Annotated in this window: 13 protein-coding genes and 1 pseudogene; 10 read left to right on the top strand and 4 right to left on the bottom strand. The window is 44.4% G+C overall.

What is annotated here, in order from left to right; translation table 11 throughout:
- Nucleotides 1–37 precede the first annotated feature (37 nt).
- Complete coding sequence (locus tag ACYRY3_RS08525) at nt 38–1,102, top strand: WD40 repeat domain-containing protein (RefSeq protein WP_460201266.1); 1,065 nt, start codon at nt 38–40, stop codon at nt 1,100–1,102.
- A 37-nt stretch (nt 1,103–1,139) separates the two neighbouring features.
- Here ACYRY3_RS08525 and ACYRY3_RS08530 read toward each other — a convergent pair whose 3' ends face one another.
- Nucleotides 1,140–2,162: a PPC domain-containing protein gene (locus ACYRY3_RS08530; RefSeq protein WP_460201267.1), complete on the bottom strand. Its 1,023-nt coding sequence runs from the start codon at nt 2,160–2,162 to the stop codon at nt 1,140–1,142.
- A gap of 227 nt (nt 2,163–2,389) precedes the next feature.
- Between ACYRY3_RS08530 and ACYRY3_RS08535 the strand changes: the two genes are divergently transcribed.
- On the top strand, nt 2,390–3,325 hold the full coding sequence (locus ACYRY3_RS08535; RefSeq protein WP_460201268.1) for a calcium-binding protein: 936 nt from the start codon (nt 2,390–2,392) through the stop codon (nt 3,323–3,325).
- A 108-nt stretch (nt 3,326–3,433) separates the two neighbouring features.
- On the top strand, nt 3,434–5,068 hold the full coding sequence (locus ACYRY3_RS08540) for an alpha-D-glucose phosphate-specific phosphoglucomutase (protein ID WP_460201269.1): 1,635 nt from the start codon (nt 3,434–3,436) through the stop codon (nt 5,066–5,068).
- A gap of 233 nt (nt 5,069–5,301) precedes the next feature.
- Here the strand turns inward: ACYRY3_RS08540 and ACYRY3_RS08545 are convergent, their stop codons facing one another.
- Entirely contained in the window at nt 5,302–6,198 is an 897-nt protein-coding gene (locus ACYRY3_RS08545; RefSeq protein ID WP_460201270.1) for a phosphodiester glycosidase family protein, read from the bottom strand.
- Nucleotides 6,199–6,239: 41 nt separating this feature from the next.
- The gene (locus tag ACYRY3_RS08550) at nt 6,240–6,569 is read right to left on the bottom strand and encodes a hypothetical protein (RefSeq protein WP_460201271.1); all 330 of its coding nucleotides are present in this window, start codon (nt 6,567–6,569) and stop codon (nt 6,240–6,242) included.
- A gap of 76 nt (nt 6,570–6,645) precedes the next feature.
- Here ACYRY3_RS08550 and ACYRY3_RS08555 point away from each other — a divergent pair, with 76 nt between their 5' ends.
- The gene (locus ACYRY3_RS08555; RefSeq protein WP_460201272.1) at nt 6,646–8,205 is read left to right on the top strand and encodes a phytoene desaturase family protein; all 1,560 of its coding nucleotides are present in this window, start codon (nt 6,646–6,648) and stop codon (nt 8,203–8,205) included.
- A gap of 223 nt (nt 8,206–8,428) precedes the next feature.
- Here the strand turns inward: ACYRY3_RS08555 and ACYRY3_RS08560 are convergent, their stop codons facing one another.
- The gene (locus tag ACYRY3_RS08560) at nt 8,429–8,785 is read right to left on the bottom strand and encodes a hypothetical protein (RefSeq protein WP_460201273.1); all 357 of its coding nucleotides are present in this window, start codon (nt 8,783–8,785) and stop codon (nt 8,429–8,431) included.
- A 44-nt stretch (nt 8,786–8,829) separates the two neighbouring features.
- Between ACYRY3_RS08560 and ACYRY3_RS08565 the strand changes: the two genes are divergently transcribed.
- The 6 genes and pseudogenes from ACYRY3_RS08565 to ACYRY3_RS08590 all read left to right on the top strand — a co-directional run bounded on the left by ACYRY3_RS08565 (nt 8,830) and on the right by ACYRY3_RS08590 (nt 15,526).
- The gene (locus ACYRY3_RS08565) at nt 8,830–9,456 is read left to right on the top strand and encodes an aliphatic sulfonate ABC transporter substrate-binding protein (protein WP_460201298.1); all 627 of its coding nucleotides are present in this window, start codon (nt 8,830–8,832) and stop codon (nt 9,454–9,456) included.
- Between the two features lie 49 nt (nt 9,457–9,505).
- Nucleotides 9,506–10,327, top strand: coding sequence for an NADPH-dependent oxidoreductase (locus ACYRY3_RS08570; RefSeq protein WP_460201274.1), 822 nt, complete (start codon nt 9,506–9,508; stop codon nt 10,325–10,327).
- Between the two features lie 145 nt (nt 10,328–10,472).
- Nucleotides 10,473–11,261: an SDR family oxidoreductase gene (locus ACYRY3_RS08575; RefSeq protein WP_460201275.1), complete on the top strand. Its 789-nt coding sequence runs from the start codon at nt 10,473–10,475 to the stop codon at nt 11,259–11,261.
- A 654-nt stretch (nt 11,262–11,915) separates the two neighbouring features.
- Complete coding sequence (locus tag ACYRY3_RS08580) at nt 11,916–12,731, top strand: hypothetical protein (RefSeq protein WP_460201276.1); 816 nt, start codon at nt 11,916–11,918, stop codon at nt 12,729–12,731.
- 187 nt (nt 12,732–12,918) lie between these two features.
- A pseudogene (locus ACYRY3_RS08585) lies at nt 12,919–13,041 on the top strand (DUF4351 domain-containing protein); the annotation flags it as partial.
- Between the two features lie 214 nt (nt 13,042–13,255).
- Nucleotides 13,256–15,526, top strand: coding sequence for a heavy metal translocating P-type ATPase (locus tag ACYRY3_RS08590; RefSeq protein WP_460201277.1), 2,271 nt, complete (start codon nt 13,256–13,258; stop codon nt 15,524–15,526).
- The last annotated feature ends 106 nt before the right edge of the window (nt 15,527–15,632 follow it).

Here is a 15,632-nt window from a genome sequence, read left to right on the forward strand (position 1 = left end):
AAGCACCTTAACGTGGAATTTATTAACGTGTGTAACCATGACCGACTCGAAAATTAAAGTTATGACAGGTGTGGCGATCGCGCTTTTGGGATTTGGCGGGGTTTGGTATTGGCAATCATCCCCCGGTGCAACCAGCGTGTCATCTCACCTCAGTCAATCTCGAAAAACACCATTATCGGAATTCGCGGAAGCCTTTACCTTAAAAGGTCACTCCGATTCGATTTGGGCTGTCGCCATCAGTCCTGACGGACAGACCCTAGCCAGTGTTAGTGCCGATAAAACTATTAAATTGTGGAACTTAGCAACTGGAGAAGAAATTGGCGTTCTCACAGGTCACTCTGACTGGGTTAATTCTGTTACCTTTAGCCCTGATAGTAAAACCCTCATTAGTGGAAGTGCTGACAAAACCATCAAATTATGGCACTTGAGCACTAAAAAAGAAATCCGTACATTGAGAGGACACGTAGCTGCAGTACAATCTGTTGCTATTAGTCCTGATGGCTCAACAATTGCAAGTGGTAGTTGGGATCAGTCAATTAACTTGTGGAATGCGACTACTGGAGAAAAAATTCGCACCCTTAAAGGTCGCTGTGATGTGGTCAACTCTGTCGCTTTTGGTCCTGGCAATATTCTCGCAAGTGGTAATTATTTTGACAATAACATTAATCTGTGGGATACGTCAACAGGTAAAGAAATCGGTAGTCTCACAGGACATTCTGATGCTGTTTACTCCCTGACTTTCAGTGCCGATCGTCAACAACTTATCAGTGGGAGTTGGGATCGGACTATCAAAATTTGGGATCTCAGGACGCAAAGAGAAATCAATACTTTAACGGGACACACTAACCGAGTTTGGTCTGTCGCTATCAGCCCTGATGGCACTACCCTTGCTAGCAGCAGTTGGGACAAAACAATCAAACTTTGGGACTTAACGACAGGACAAGTTATAAAGACACTGACAGCCCATCGCGATCGAGTCTGGTCTGTTGTCTTTAGCCCTGATGGCAAAACCCTGGTGAGTGGAAGTTTTGACAAAACAATTAAGGTTTGGCGGTTAGTGCAAGAAGGCAAAAGCGAGAAGATAGCCAAGCTGAAGTTGTAACGCTTATTGATTTGCCCTCTGCTTTCACCGCAGGTTGTTAAAAGACCGTCAACCGATACCTACCTCGTTCCCTCCCATTGGCTGAGATAACCACTACATAGTAAGTGTCATCGCCCGGTAACTTGGCTCTGTCAATAAGTGCGCTATACCTTCCATCCTTGTCATTATCTGCAGCGATAATTTGCCCCTGGGAATTCATCAAGACAATGTAGGGGGAAAACTCCTCAAAAATGCTATCAACACGGATGCTCACGAGTTGGTCTTTTTTCCCCTGAAACTTAGAGATATTATAAGGGCTGCCACTTTTTCTTTGGATTGGGCTTTCCTGAGTTAATTCATTAGATGCATCAAGGGTGTAACTTGCTCTATCATCTCTAAGCGCCAAACTATACCGACCTTTATCACCAGGATTGCGGCTAGTCACTGCAATTGTGTAGGTACCTTTGACTGGCAGTCGTACAAAAATAAAAGCATCCTTAACTCCTTGAGGATTTGCCTCTCCACTACCTCTTGATACAAGCACTTGATTGTTTGGGTCAAGCAGAAACATAAAGGGGTCTAAACTTAAGTTGTTTGAGCGACGCCGATCTACACTACCGCTTAACCTGATTTGAATCAGTTGGTTTTCTCTACCCTCAAACTGGTAGAACTGATAATACCTGCCTTGGGACTGATAGTCACCTGGAGCCAAAACACCAAAAGCGATATCTACAAAATTAATTTCTCTAAAATTAGGTGCTTTGAATGAAGAAACAGAGGAAGAAACTGCTGTTGTTGGCTTGGGTCTTCCTTGGCGTGCAGGAGTAGCGCGACGAGAAGGCGCGGATACTGGAATGGAAACACCTGTTGTAGATGATGGTGTAGAAGTTGTACCAGCATTAGAAGGTTGAGATGCTGGAGTTGATACACTCCTTGCAGGTGGTGTAGAAGTTGTACCAGCATTAGAGGGTTGAGATGCTGGAGTTGATACACTCCTTGCAGGTGGTGTAGAAGTTGTACCAGCATTAGAGGGTTGAGATGCTGGTTCTTGGAAATCCCTAAGTTTAAATATGTCTGACAAATGACGAAGGACGATCTACATTTTCCTTCTATAGGAAGTCTAATTCGACAACAAATACTATCTATCGATTGATTAATCTCTGCTAAAAAAATGCCAAGCTTGAGTGGCGAAATGAGTGACTTGAGTCTGTGAATTATAAGTTAACAGACTTCGTTACAAACTTTAATTAAACACCGATTAGATAGAGATTGCATACACATTTAGTTAGATTATAGATAGGAAATTTTATGAGCACTATTCAAGGTACTACGGGAAACGATTATCTAGAAGGAACACCAGATAATGACTTGATGTTTGGTGACTTGGGAGATGATTTTCTCATCGATCTCTCCGGTAATAATTTTTTAGAGGGTGGAGAAGGTCGTGACCGGATAGAGGGTGGTGATGGCAATGACACTCTTTATGCTGGGCTTAGCAAAGTACCCTATGCACCGGGTTATGGGGGAGATCCTCAAGGCGAAAATACATTGTATGGGGGTGAAGGAGACGACTCACTGTTTGGCTCTTTGGGGAGAGATTTCTTATATGGTGACAGTGGGAATGACAAGATTTTCGCTCTTTCTGGGGATGATTATTTAGAGGGTGGTAGTGGAAATGACTCTTTAAATGGTGGGTTTGGCAATGATACCCTGATGGGCGGTGATGGGGATGACTTCTTATATGACGGCAGTTATAAAACTGGCAGTGGGGATGATACTCTTGAAGGTGGACAAGGAAACGATGTTCTTGAAAGTGGGCAGGGGAACGATCGCCTTTTTGGTGGCAAGGGAGATGATAGCTTGACGGCTGCTGGCTTCATACCTTCTGGCACTGGTGGTATTTATGGCATCAATGAAATAGATATTCTTGTTGGCGGACAAGGGAAAGATACATTTCACTTGGGAGGGCGGAATGCTGCTGGAACTTATTCTGTGTACTACAACGACTTCAACGAAACCAGTACTGGTTACAATGACTATGCCCTGATTGCTGACTTTCAACCAAATGAGGATATTATCCGGCTTGTGGGAACAAGGGCTGACTATTTTTTGGGTTCGTCTCCTTTTGGTTCACCAGAAGGGGTAGCAATTCATCTGCAAGGTGATAAGTCCCAGGAATTAATTGCGATCGTGCAAGGGGTCTCAAATTTGACTCTTGATGGTAATTACTTCCAGTTTATTTAAGTTTATTGATAGATGCGACACTGAGAAAAGATTCCGAGTAAGATAACTGCATAAGTAGCGATACGATTAAAAGCATGTTCTTTGGTGAGTTCTGCCTCAATCATTGCTATGTTTATTAAAACAGCACCCACTCAGCCGTTTACCGACCAGAAACCAGGTACATCTGGATTGCGAAAGAAGGTTTCTGTCTTTCAAAAGCCTAATTATTTGGAAAACTTTGTTCAGTCTATCTTCGATAGTCTACAAGGATATCAAGGTCAAACCCTGGTTTTGGGTGGCGATGGTCGTTACTACAATCGTCAGGCAATTCAAACCATCCTCAAAATGGCAGCCGCAAATGGTTTTGGTCAAGTGATGGTCGGTCAGGGGGGTATTCTTTCCACTCCGGCTACCTCTGCCATTATTCGGAAGTATAACACCTTCGGTGGTATCATTCTCTCTGCCAGCCACAATCCCGGCGGGCCGGACGGCGATTTTGGTGTAAAGTATAACGTTGAAAATGGCGGACCCGCACCGGAAAAAGTAACAGAAGCTATCTATGCTCGTACTAAAGAGATTGATAGCTATAAAATTTTGGAAGCTTCTGATGTAAATTTAGATACGTTAGGAGAAACGAAATTAGGCGACATGGTGGTTCAAATCATTGATTCTGTAGCAGATTATACAGAATTAATGCAGTCACTGTTTGACTTTGACCGCATTCGCTCTTTTGTAACTAGCGGGCAATTCCGTTTGTGTGTGGACTCAATGCACGCCGTCACGGGTCCCTATGCACGCAAAATTTTTGAGGGGGATTTGGGGGCACCCCAAGGAACTGTCATGAATGGCAAGCCTTTGGAGGATTTTGGCCAGGGGCATCCCGATCCCAACTTAGTCTATGCCCATGACTTAGTGGAAATCCTGTTTGGAGAAAACGCTCCTGACTTTGGTGCCGCTTCTGATGGGGATGGCGATCGCAATATGATTTTAGGTCGCCGATTCTTTGTAACTCCTAGCGATAGTCTAGCAATATTAGCCGCAAATGCTCAATTGGTTCCCGGCTATAAATCGGGTCTGGCTGGCATTGCCCGTTCTATGCCTACAAGTCAAGCACCAGATAAGGTAGCACAACATCTTGGCATAGACTGTTATGAAACTCCCACAGGTTGGAAATTCTTTGGCAATTTACTGGACGCAGGTCGAGCAACTCTCTGTGGCGAAGAAAGCTTTGGCACTGGTTCCAACCATATCCGGGAAAAAGATGGTCTTTGGGCAGTTTTGTTCTGGCTCAATATTTTGGCAGCCCGCCAACAGTCAGTTGAGGAGATTGTTAAGGAACACTGGCGAATTTACGGTCGCAATTACTACTCCCGCCATGATTATGAAGAAGTTGATAGCGATCGCGCTAACACCCTGATAACAAATCTGCGTTCCAGTGTAGCAGACCTCAAAGGAAAACGATTTGGTTCCTATGAGGTGGAATACGGTGATGACTTCAGCTACACCGATCCGGTTGATGGCAGCGTCAGCCAAAAGCAGGGTGTTCGCATTGGCTTTACAGATGGTTCGCGGATTGTCTTCCGCCTTTCTGGAACGGGTACCCAGGGTGCGACAGTCAGAGTTTATCTGGAAAGCTACGAAACAAACCTAGCAAAGCAGAACCTCGATCCACAAGAAGCTTTGGCAGACCTCATTGCTATCGCAGATGAGATTGCTCAAATTCGCACTTTGACAGGAATGGATAAGCCAACTGTTATTACCTGATAACTTGGTAGCCATTTGTCCTCAGTCATTTGCCCTTTGTGTTTAGCAAATTTGACGCTCCCACGGCTTAAAGCTGTGGGATTCTGCTGGTGATGCATCCTATGAGACAATTAAAAAATATATTGCTAATCAAAAAACAAGATAAACTGCACCGTCCATGTGCAACGCATTCATCCCATGCATAAAAGACTGATGTGTCCCACCTACAGGTGTACATAGAAGTTGTTGAGAAATTACTGTGAGTTAGCGTAGAATCCTAAATGATTGCCTACAGGACGCTCTCGCATCGGAACTCTAGTGTGAATGGGAGCATTTAATACTTTTGGTTCATCATTTGTTGCCATCACCAGTGTTGTTGAACCGCCCCCGTCTAAGTTGAGTGCTGTGTAAGCACCCAAATCTAAGGTCGCCTTTGTTAACTCCGCGATTGTCAAACCGTCACTGTAAAGCGGTTGTTTTCCATCAACTGCGATTAACCAAAGTTTTGTACCTTCGCGATTAACAGCAGCTGCAACACGCGGATAAGGTTTATCGCTAACTAAATTGGAAATAGCTGACCGACCGTCGTATACCAAAACTTGATTACCTGCAACGCCTTGGGTTGTGCCTTTAGGACAGCTTTCACTTTTAAAAATTTGGGCGCGATTTGTGGCTGAAATGCACAATACAGGCCAGTTTTTTTCCGGTGGAGAATAACGAAAGCCATTGGAAATTGCTTCACCTATGGGATAGGATGGATCTCCGCTGTGAGGATGATAATCCCAAGGGCTCTTTTCATAGAAATGATGAAAGTGGCTGGCGTTGATTGCCAACTGGAGCTTAGACTTCTTGACAAACTCTGATGTTGTTTGAGCGGTAGTTTCGCGGCTATCTCCTGGGTTGGTGTTGGGAGTTACAAGCGCTTTTATTCCTGGTGTTGTTAAGTCAATTGTGACGATATGCATCATCACTGGACGTGGTGTAGACAGAGAAATACGTTTATAGGTAATTCCATTAAACAGAACTTTTTCCAAATTTGTTTGGGGTGGACGTTGGAAACACAACCACCCATAGAATGTGACTGGCAGTAGTAGGATACCTGCCCCTGCAAGTAATAAGCGTCGTAAGTAAAGTTGGTATTTATGACGCATTGAATTAGGGGGGCATATTGCCCGCCCTCCGATAGTACTGATTACTTCAATAAAGCCTTTTTAGGAACTGGCTCAGTTCCACCCGACATCATTGGGTTTGTTTGGTTACCGTCTGCCATTGCAGGGCGAACAGCGTCATATACCTCAGGATATTTTGCTTGTAGTTGGGCATCGTTCAGTTTATCATCAAGTACTTTACCGTCTATAGAGCTAACTGTATATGCAAGACCATTTGGGGTGTTGGTGATGGTAATCTTGCGATCGCGCATAACAAAAGTCGTTAATGGGGGATTATCAGAAGCCCATGTTGCAGTAGTAAAGAATACACTTAGCGCCAGGATGAGGAGAGGAGCTACTGGCAATTTACGCATGATCTTTCCTCAAAACAACTAGCATTAATGTAGCCGCATATTGAGTCATTTTGCAATTTTTTTTTAGGTAATATTAATGACCAGTGAAAAAAAAACAGATGTAATCGTCATTGGTAGCGGGATTGGCGGATTAAGCTGTGGGGCAGTCCTAGCAAGATATGGCTTTGATGTACTAGTTTGCGAAAGCCACTCAATACCCGGAGGAGCAGCACACAGTTTTGAACGCAACGGATACAAATTTGATTCCGGACCTTCTCTGTACTCTGGCTTATCTTACAGCCCCTCACCCAATCCCCTCAGACAAGTCTTGGACGCAATTGGTGAGAACTTAGATTTTGTAACCTACGATACGTGGGGATGTTGCCTGCCAGAAGGAGATTTTGACACCTCGGTAGGAGCCAACCAATTTTGTGAAGTACTCATGCGTCTGCGCGGTGCTGAGGCTGTAGCTGAATGGCGGGAGTTGCAGCGAGTTATGGAACCACTAGCAGCAGCAGCAACCGCAATGTCACCAGCTGCCCTGCGCTTTGATTTGGGTGCGATTCTAACTGTGGGTTCATTTGCTCCATCTTTATTCCAGCACCTTGCAACTATCCCCAAGCTAACAGGTTCATTTAGCCCGGTAATGGACGGTGTTATCAAAGACCCCTTCACCCGCAACTGGCTGGACATGCTTTGTTTTCTCCTTTCCGGGCTACCAGCAAATGGAACCAGTGCAGCAGAAGTGGCATTTATGTTTGCAGATTGGTACAAACCCGGTGTAATGCTTGACTACCCAGTAGGTGGCAGTGGTGCCCTGGTGGAAGCACTTGTACGGGGACTGAAACGACTGGGGGGTGAGTTAATGTTAAACGCTCATGTTGAGCAAATTCTCGTAGAAAACAATCGGGCGGTGGGCGTGCGATTGCGCGATGGCAAAAAGATAATGGCAAATCGGGCAGTCGTGTCAAATACCTCAGTGTGGGATACACTCAAGCTGCTTCCAGAAGGGACATTACCAAAAAAGTTTCGGGAACAACGAGGCAACACACCTGAGTGCGACAGTTTCATGCACCTTCATTTGGGGATTGACGCAAAGGGATTGCGCCCAGACCTTGCCTGTCACTACATCGTAGTCAATAATTGGGACATCGGCGTTACTGCCCCTCAAAACGTAGTACTGGTATCAATTCCGTCAGTTTTAGACCCATCCCTAGCACCACCAGGAAAGCACGTTATTCATGCTTATACTCCCGGTAATGAACCCTATGCCTTATGGCAGGGGATGGATAGAAAAAGTGCGGAATATGCAAAAGCAAAACAGGTGCGTGCAGAAGTCATGTGGCAAGCCTTGGAACGCATTATCCCAGATATTCGCTCCCGTTGCGATGTCACACTCGTCGGTACGCCCATAACCCACGAACGTTACCTGCGGCGTCATAGAGGTTCCTATGGTCCGGCAATTCCAGCAGGAAAAGGTTTCTTTCCCGGATCGAGTACACCTCTTGCAGGGTTGCTGTGCTGTGGAGACTCAACCTTTCCCGGTATTGGTTTACCCGCAGTTGCTGCTAGTGGGATGATTGCTGCAAATACTCTTGCCCCAGTACAAAAGCATTTAGATATGCTCAAAGATATTGGTTGTTTTGCATCAATTTAATTTTGTCCTTTGTCATCTGTCATTGGTCATTTGTAAGGGAGAATTTGCTTTTTAAGTCAGCGGGAATAAACAGAACTTGGGTTGTAAGGACGTAAGCCCTGCGGACAAGCTTCGCCAACGCGCAGCATACCGACGCAGGAGACCTAGGGTCGTTCGCCCCTACAATTTGCCTAAAACCTTTACCAATGACTAATGACTAATGACAAAGGACATTTATCTAACTTTAATTAGTTGAAGAAATAACTAACTGACTAAGACGTTTTAAAATCCGCAGAACATCGTATAATTCATTGTCGGGATTTCGGAGTTCAAAAACTTTAGAGGTAGCATACTGTAGGGTTTCTCTTTTAACTAATTTCAGAAATGTAAAACTGCCTCCTGTCGTAATCATGCCAAAACTTGGCTTTTCCGGGTAAGGGTTAGCTAACATATAAGTTAAAATTTGAGCTAGTCCAGCTTCTATAGAAAAAGCTACCTGTTTGGATTCAACCACCATCACCCAAAATTGCTCTTTCAAAACCAAAGCATCCAAGCTACCCTTGATAACAATATCTTCATCTACTGCGGGCTGGTGCAGCACTGACCTATATTGCTGGAATAGCCCCTAGCCCTCAAGGGTCAGCGATTCTTGTTCCTCAAAACTCCCCGATAAAAACAGTGGCTGAGTTAAAAGGGAAAAAAGTTGCTTTTCAAAAAGGTTCAAGCGCTCATTATATGCTGTTGCAACTTATAGAACAAGCTAAATTGCAATACAGCGATATTGAACCCGTGTATTTACCACCTGCTGATGCTCGTGCTGCCTTTGTCAAGGGTAGTATAGACGCCTGGTCTATTTGGGACCCTTTTTATGCAGCTGCTGAAAGAAACGCCAATGCTCGTGTCCTAATCGATGGATCAAATGTTAACAAACAAGGCGGCTATTATTTGGCTAGCCGCAAGTTTGCTGATGAAAACCAAGAAACAATAAGGGCAATTTTAGAGGAAATTCAACAATTAGAGGAATGGTCTGATAAGAATCGGGATGCTGTAGCAGAAACCCTTTCACCTGTATTGGGCATTGATTTGGATACAATGAAAAAAGCAACTAACAGAAAACGCTTTGGTGTTGTACCCATTACTGAAGAACTGATTGCTACACAACAAAAAGTTGCCGATACATTCTACAACTTGAAACTGATTCCGAAGAAAATTGACGTGAAAGAGGCTATGTTAAAACCAGAACAATACGCTGCTTTGTCACCAAAAGTATAATTTCCACTAACAGCTTTGCCCAATCACGTTAATTTCCACCAAGTAATTTATGACGAATCCCACTGAACTATTAAACCAACGCTACGGTGTTAGCACTGCCAATGCAAATACTCCTTGGAACGATAGCATAGCCAATCTGCTTTCTCACCGTTCAATTCGTGCTTATCTTCCTGACCCTTTACCACCCGGTACCCTGGAAATTTTAGTTGCAGCTGCTCAATCCGCGTCTAGTTCTTCCAATCTCCAAACATGGAGTGTAGTAGCAGTAGAAGATGCACAGCGTAAGGAAAAGTTATCTCAACTGGCTGGCAATCAAGCCCACATTCGGCAGTGTCCTTTATTTCTGGTGTGGTTAGCAGATTTGGCTCGTCTGACTCACATTGCTGAAAGTCGTGGGTTCCCGCATGAGGGTTTGGATTATTTAGAAATGTTCGTGATGGCAGCAATAGACGCTGCATTGGCAGCACAAAATGCAACAGTAGCAGTTGAATCCCTCGGCTTGGGAACAGTTTATATTGGAGCATTGCGGAATCACCCGGAAGAAGTCGCAGAGGTACTGAATTTGCCCCCCCACGTCTTTGCTGTGTTTGGATTGTGCGTAGGCTATCCAAATCCTGCTCAAGCTGCCGCAATTAAGCCACGATTGCCTCAGTCTGCTGTGTTGCATAGGGAAACTTATCAACTTGCAAAACAAGATGAGGCTATTTCTCAGTATAATGAGGTAATGAAAGCTTTTTACACCTCCCAAAAGATGGATATTCCTGGTGATTGGGCAGAACATTCTGTAAAGCGAGTTGCTTTTGCTGAGTCGTTATCGGGTCGCCATCGTCTACGTGAAGCTTTGAAAAGTTTGGGCTTTGAGCTGCGTTAACAATGGAGAATGGTTAGTGGTGAGTGGTTATTGGTTGTTGGTTAGTGGTTATTGGTTAAAAATGACTAACTACTAACCACTAACTACTAACTACCAACCACTAACAGCCCCCATCGATCGCAAAAACATCAGCTCGTATATCAAAATGGATTTACAACTGAGTGGCAAAATTGCTTTAGTGACAGCAGCAAGCAAAGGTTTGGGTAAAGCGACAGCACGGCAATTTGCTCGTGAGGGTGCAAAGGTTGCTATTTGTGCCCGCAGCGAGTTGGTTGAAAAAGCTGCAGCTGAAATTGAAAACGAAACGGGTGCAGAAGTATTGGCAATACGTGCAGACGTAACTCAACCAGAAGATGTGGAACGGTTAATTCATACCACGGTAGAAAAATTTGGTGGTTTGGATATCCTCGTCACTAATACAGGTGGTCCCCCTTCTGGCAGTTTTGATGATGTGAATCTCGCCGAATGGGAAACCTCGGTTAATTCTATTTTGTTAAGTGCGGTTCGGCTGATTCAGCTTGCATTACCCCATCTACGTCAATCCTATAGCCCAGCTATTCTTACCATCACTTCATCTTCAACTAAACAACCAGTTCAAAATTTGATTTTGTCTAATTCTATTCGGTTGTCTGTGATTGGTTTGACGAAAAGTTTAAGTCGGGAACTGGGTATGGATAGGATTCGCGTTAATAGTATATTGCCTGGTTGGACTTATACAGAGCGAGTTGAAGAACTGATAGCAGCCCGCACTGCCAGGAATGGGAAATCTCCAGCGGAAGAAATTGCAAATATCACTTCTGATGTGCCTTTAGGTCGTATGGGTAAACCGGAGGAGTTTGCTAACGTTGCTGTTTTCCTCTGTTCGCCTGCAGCATCCTTTGTGAATGGGGTAATGCTGCCGGTAGATGGGGGGCTTTGTCAGGCGGTGCTTTAGCCCACGCCAGCTATATTACCTATAAAAAACCGCCAAGACGCCAAGACCGCCAAGTAGGGTGGGCACTGCCCACCTAGAACGCTGGTACAGTAGTCAAGCAGGGAAGCAAAACACAAATTTTCTCTCTACTGCAATCCTTGATATTTCGTGAATGTAGAGACGAGCCATGGCGCGTCTCTACAAAGAAGCCGCGTATTTTATGGATTTAATGCGGCTTTTTGACCCGTATATTACTCAGCCTAATAAGATACCTGCTTCTAACTTCAATTCCTCAAAAAGGATCGCCTATTTGCTGCTAAGATTTTTCAAAGGTTTAGGCCAATCTTCCATGCGTCGAGACTCGATATTTTTTGACACTCTCCGCCCTAAAGTTATATCTTATTAGTCATAAAGCGATCGCACTATTAGTAGGATAAATTCCCAACTACAAAGCCAAACTGTATTGAAGGGATGATGATATTTCGCATAGCTAGTTGAGATAAGCGTTATCAACAAGAAATTGCAGGTAAAACAACGAGTTTTTTACAACGTCGTAACTGATAAGGCGTCTTCACGGAAGATGTGGACTCTTCAACTCATGTTTCCATCCGGAGAGACAAACCGCCAATGTGTAGCTGATAATAGTTTGCGCTATCATAATAGTAAAGTACCACCATGCCAGTTATTGTTATTGCAGAAAAACAGAAAACTGACACAGGATTTGAGGCAACTCTTAAGTTTGAGGGCAATGAGTACGCTATCGCAATAACTGAGCCATTCACGAACAAACAAGAAAAAGAACTGGAGTGGTATTTTGAAGAGTGGATAAGGTTTCCCTTGAGTGACACCACCATTGCTCAGAGAGCCTCCGTCAGTATCAAAACATACGGCGAACAGCTATTTAACCAAATTTTTGCCGATAAAGAAGCTTACAGCGAATATCGGGAACTGCGGCGTAATTTAAGTCAGTTACAAATTGAAATAGTTAGTAGAACCCCAGAATTTCATGCCTTGCATTGGGAAGCGATGCGCGATCCAAACTTACCGCGTCCCTTGGCGGTAGACTGCATAATGGTACGGAAATCTGTCCAACCCACACCGACATCCGCCTACGTGCAACCATCCCCAACGATTAACTTGTTGGTGGTAACAGCACGCCCCAATGAAGAAAATGATGTTGGTTATCGTACCATCTCCCGCCCGTTGCTAGAGTTGATTGACAGTTGTCAGTTACGAGTGAACGTGGAGATACTCCGCCCTGGTACCTATGAAGCTTTATCTAAACATCTCGAAGAAAAAGGCGCGGGATTTTATCACGTGATTCATTTTGACTGTCATTTTGATAGTCTTGAGGAGCACCAAATTTCTCTAACAAAATCTCATCTAAACAAGCGTCAATGTCCCCATCGTGTTGTTCCAGCTGAGTCAACGCTTGCTGTGCAGGTGCATCATTTAGCAAAAGTTCTCGATATTGCTCGATTTCAGTGGTAGATAATTGAGCCATCCTAAACCTTTAGTTATTTCATTGAGAAATTATAAAACATAATACATGACTGGGTGGTAATTCTACTCAAATTCCAACCCCCTGAAGTCCTAAAATGCGGTATTTAATGCAATTTCGATGCGAATTTGATGCGGATAATTAGTATTTTCTTTCAATAGCATCACGTAATAGACAGTTCGTCAGCAAGTTGAATCCCTCTCTTTAGACCAATTGGAAAATTTGGGAGAAGCGTTGCTTGATTTTACGAGTATGGCTGATTTAGATGCTTGGTTGTCAGGGTTGGGTGATAATTCTTAATAAGTGTTTGGCAGCACCGCGATAAGATGGATTCCATAGTTCTTGAGCAAAAACACGCATCTTTGCAGTCACCTTCGGGTAAAATTCTACTTTCCAATCCTCACCTCTAAATAAAATCGTATTTTTTCATATGACCTCTTGACTCTCCAGCGCACTGGAGCATTCATGATGAAATTAGTTGCGATCGCTGCTAGTTAGAGTCAGGAGGCGTCTTATGGAGAATGCGACACTTAAACTGCGGGGCATGAGTTGTGCCTCATGTGCCAGAAGCGTGGAAAAAGCTATTAGTACTGTTGCCGGAGTGAATGAATGCATCGTAAATTTTGGGGCAGAACAGGCTACAGTAGAATACGACCCCAAAGAAACAAATTTAGAAGTTATCCAAAATGCAGTCGTTGAGGCAGGTTTCTCTGCTTATCCCCTCCAGCCACAGAATATCATGGCGGGAGAAGATGATGTAGAAAAACGTGCGCGATCGCAAGAAATCCAAGTCTTGACCCGTAAAGTGATTGTATCGGGAATTTTCAGTGCAGTGCTTGCGATCGGGTCAATACCAATGATGACAGGGCTGGAGATGCCATTTATTCCCACCGTGCTGCACAACCCCTGGTTGCAGTTGATTTTGACGTCTCCGATACTGTTTTGGTGCGGTGCATCGTTTTATATAAATGCTTGGAAAGCGTTTAAGCGCCACGCCGCCACAATGGACACACTGGTTGCTTTAGGCACAACCACTGCATATATATACTCCCTCTTTCCCACCTTCTTTCCTGGTTGGTTTACGGCACAAGGTTTGAAACCCGATGTCTATTATGAAGCCGCCGCAGTCATTGTGACGCTAATTTTACTGGGAAAACTATTAGAAAATCGCGCCAAAAGCCAAACAGGAGAAGCTATTCGGAAGTTGATTGGTTTGCAAGCCAAGACAGCACGTTTAATTCGCAACGGGCGCGAAGTCGATGTACCACTTGAGGAAGTGCAAATTGGGGATGTCATATTAGTTCGCCCAGGTGAGAAAATACCCGTGGATGGTGAGGTCATTGAAGGCACATCCACTATCGATCAAGCGATGGTCACCGGCGAAAGCATACCCGTCAAAAAACAACCGGGCGATGAAGTGATTGGAGCTACTATTAATAAAACCGGAAGTTTCAAGTTCCGGGCAACGCGAGTTGGGAAAGATACTGTACTGGCGCAGATTGTCCAGTTAGTGCAGCAGGCGCAAGGTTCCAAAGCCCCAATTCAAAGACTTGCAGACCAAGTGACTGGATGGTTTGTACCCGTGGTCATTGCCATTGCACTGCTGGCGTTCATCATTTGGTTTAATATTATGGGTAACCTAACCCTCGCGCTCATAACAACGGTTGGAGTACTCATTATTGCCTGTCCCTGTGCCTTGGGTTTGGCAACTCCCACATCTGTCATGGTTGGAACTGGTAAAGGTGCAGAAAACGGCATTTTGATTAAGAGTGCAGAAAGTTTGGAACTCGCACACAAAATTCAAACCATAGTTCTGGACAAAACTGGAACTATTACCCAAGGTCAACCAACTGTTACAGATTTTATCACCGTCAATGGCACAGCTAATGGTAATGAAATGAAGCTGTTGCAACTTGCTGCAACCGTGGAAAACAATTCCGAACATCCTCTTGCAGAAGCGGTTGTCAGATATGCCAAATCTCAAGAAGTCAATTTAGCGTCGGTGAAAGATTTTGAGGCGATCGCAGGTAGTGGTGTACGGGGTATAGTATCTAACCATCTCATACAAATCGGTACACAACGCTGGATGGAAGAATTGGGGATTCACACGCAAGGTTTGGAACAGGATAAAGAACGATTGGAATATTTGGGCAAAACTGCAGTTTGGATTGCGGTTGACGGACAAATGCAAGGATTGATGGGTATTTCAGATGCTATTAAGCCCACTTCCACCCAAGCTGTGAAAGCACTGCAAAAACTTGGCTTAGAAGTTGTTATGCTGACGGGGGACAATCGCCGTACAGCAGAATCGATTGCTCGTGAGGTTGGTATTAAACGGGTTTTGGCTGAAGTCCTTCCCGACCAAAAAGCTGCTGCAGTACAAGCACTGCAAAAAGAAGGTAAAACTGTCGCTATGGTGGGTGATGGCATCAATGATGCACCTGCTCTAGCTCAAGCTGATGTGGGAATAGCGATTGGTACTGGGACAGATGTGGCAATTGCAGCCAGTGACATTACGCTGATTTCTGGAGATCTACTCTTAATCGTGACTGCAATTCAACTCAGCCGCGCTACGATTCGCAATATCCGTCAAAATCTATTCTTTGCTTTCATCTATAACGTAGCCGGAATCCCCATCGCAGCCGGTATTCTGTTCCCCATCTTCGGCTGGTTACTTAACCCTTTTTTCAAATTGGTATTAGATATTTTTCTATCAGCGAAATTCTATAACATTGCTGTTGGGATTAATCCTAATCTCATAGTCGCCAAAAAAGTCTTGTCCTAAAAGACCGAGACTTGCGTCTGAACCTCCGATGGCTACGGGTACATCAGTCACCTTCACCCCACCTGCTTCCATGGAATCAACAAAACCAACGAAAAATTCTGTTTGT

It is taken from the genome of Scytonema sp. NUACC21 (genome assembly GCF_054684315.1).

What these genes read in the sequence shown, in the direction of transcription:
- ACYRY3_RS08550 (WP_460201271.1), bottom strand. Translation starts at nt 6,569, where the DNA reads ATGCGTAAATTGCCAGTAGCTCCTCTCCTCATCCTGGCGCTAAGTGTA.
- ACYRY3_RS08540 (WP_460201269.1), top strand. Translation starts at nt 3,434, where the DNA reads ATGTTTATTAAAACAGCACCCACTCAGCCGTTTACCGACCAGAAACCA.
- ACYRY3_RS08525 (WP_460201266.1), top strand. Translation starts at nt 38, where the DNA reads ATGACCGACTCGAAAATTAAAGTTATGACAGGTGTGGCGATCGCGCTT.
- ACYRY3_RS08575 (WP_460201275.1), top strand. Translation starts at nt 10,473, where the DNA reads ATGGATTTACAACTGAGTGGCAAAATTGCTTTAGTGACAGCAGCAAGC.
- ACYRY3_RS08570 (WP_460201274.1), top strand. Translation starts at nt 9,506, where the DNA reads ATGACGAATCCCACTGAACTATTAAACCAACGCTACGGTGTTAGCACT.
- ACYRY3_RS08580 (WP_460201276.1), top strand. Translation starts at nt 11,916, where the DNA reads ATGCCAGTTATTGTTATTGCAGAAAAACAGAAAACTGACACAGGATTT.
- ACYRY3_RS08535 (WP_460201268.1), top strand. Translation starts at nt 2,390, where the DNA reads ATGAGCACTATTCAAGGTACTACGGGAAACGATTATCTAGAAGGAACA.
- ACYRY3_RS08545 (WP_460201270.1), bottom strand. Translation starts at nt 6,198, where the DNA reads ATGCGTCATAAATACCAACTTTACTTACGACGCTTATTACTTGCAGGG.
- ACYRY3_RS08555 (WP_460201272.1), top strand. Translation starts at nt 6,646, where the DNA reads ATGACCAGTGAAAAAAAAACAGATGTAATCGTCATTGGTAGCGGGATT.
- ACYRY3_RS08590 (WP_460201277.1), top strand. Translation starts at nt 13,256, where the DNA reads ATGGAGAATGCGACACTTAAACTGCGGGGCATGAGTTGTGCCTCATGT.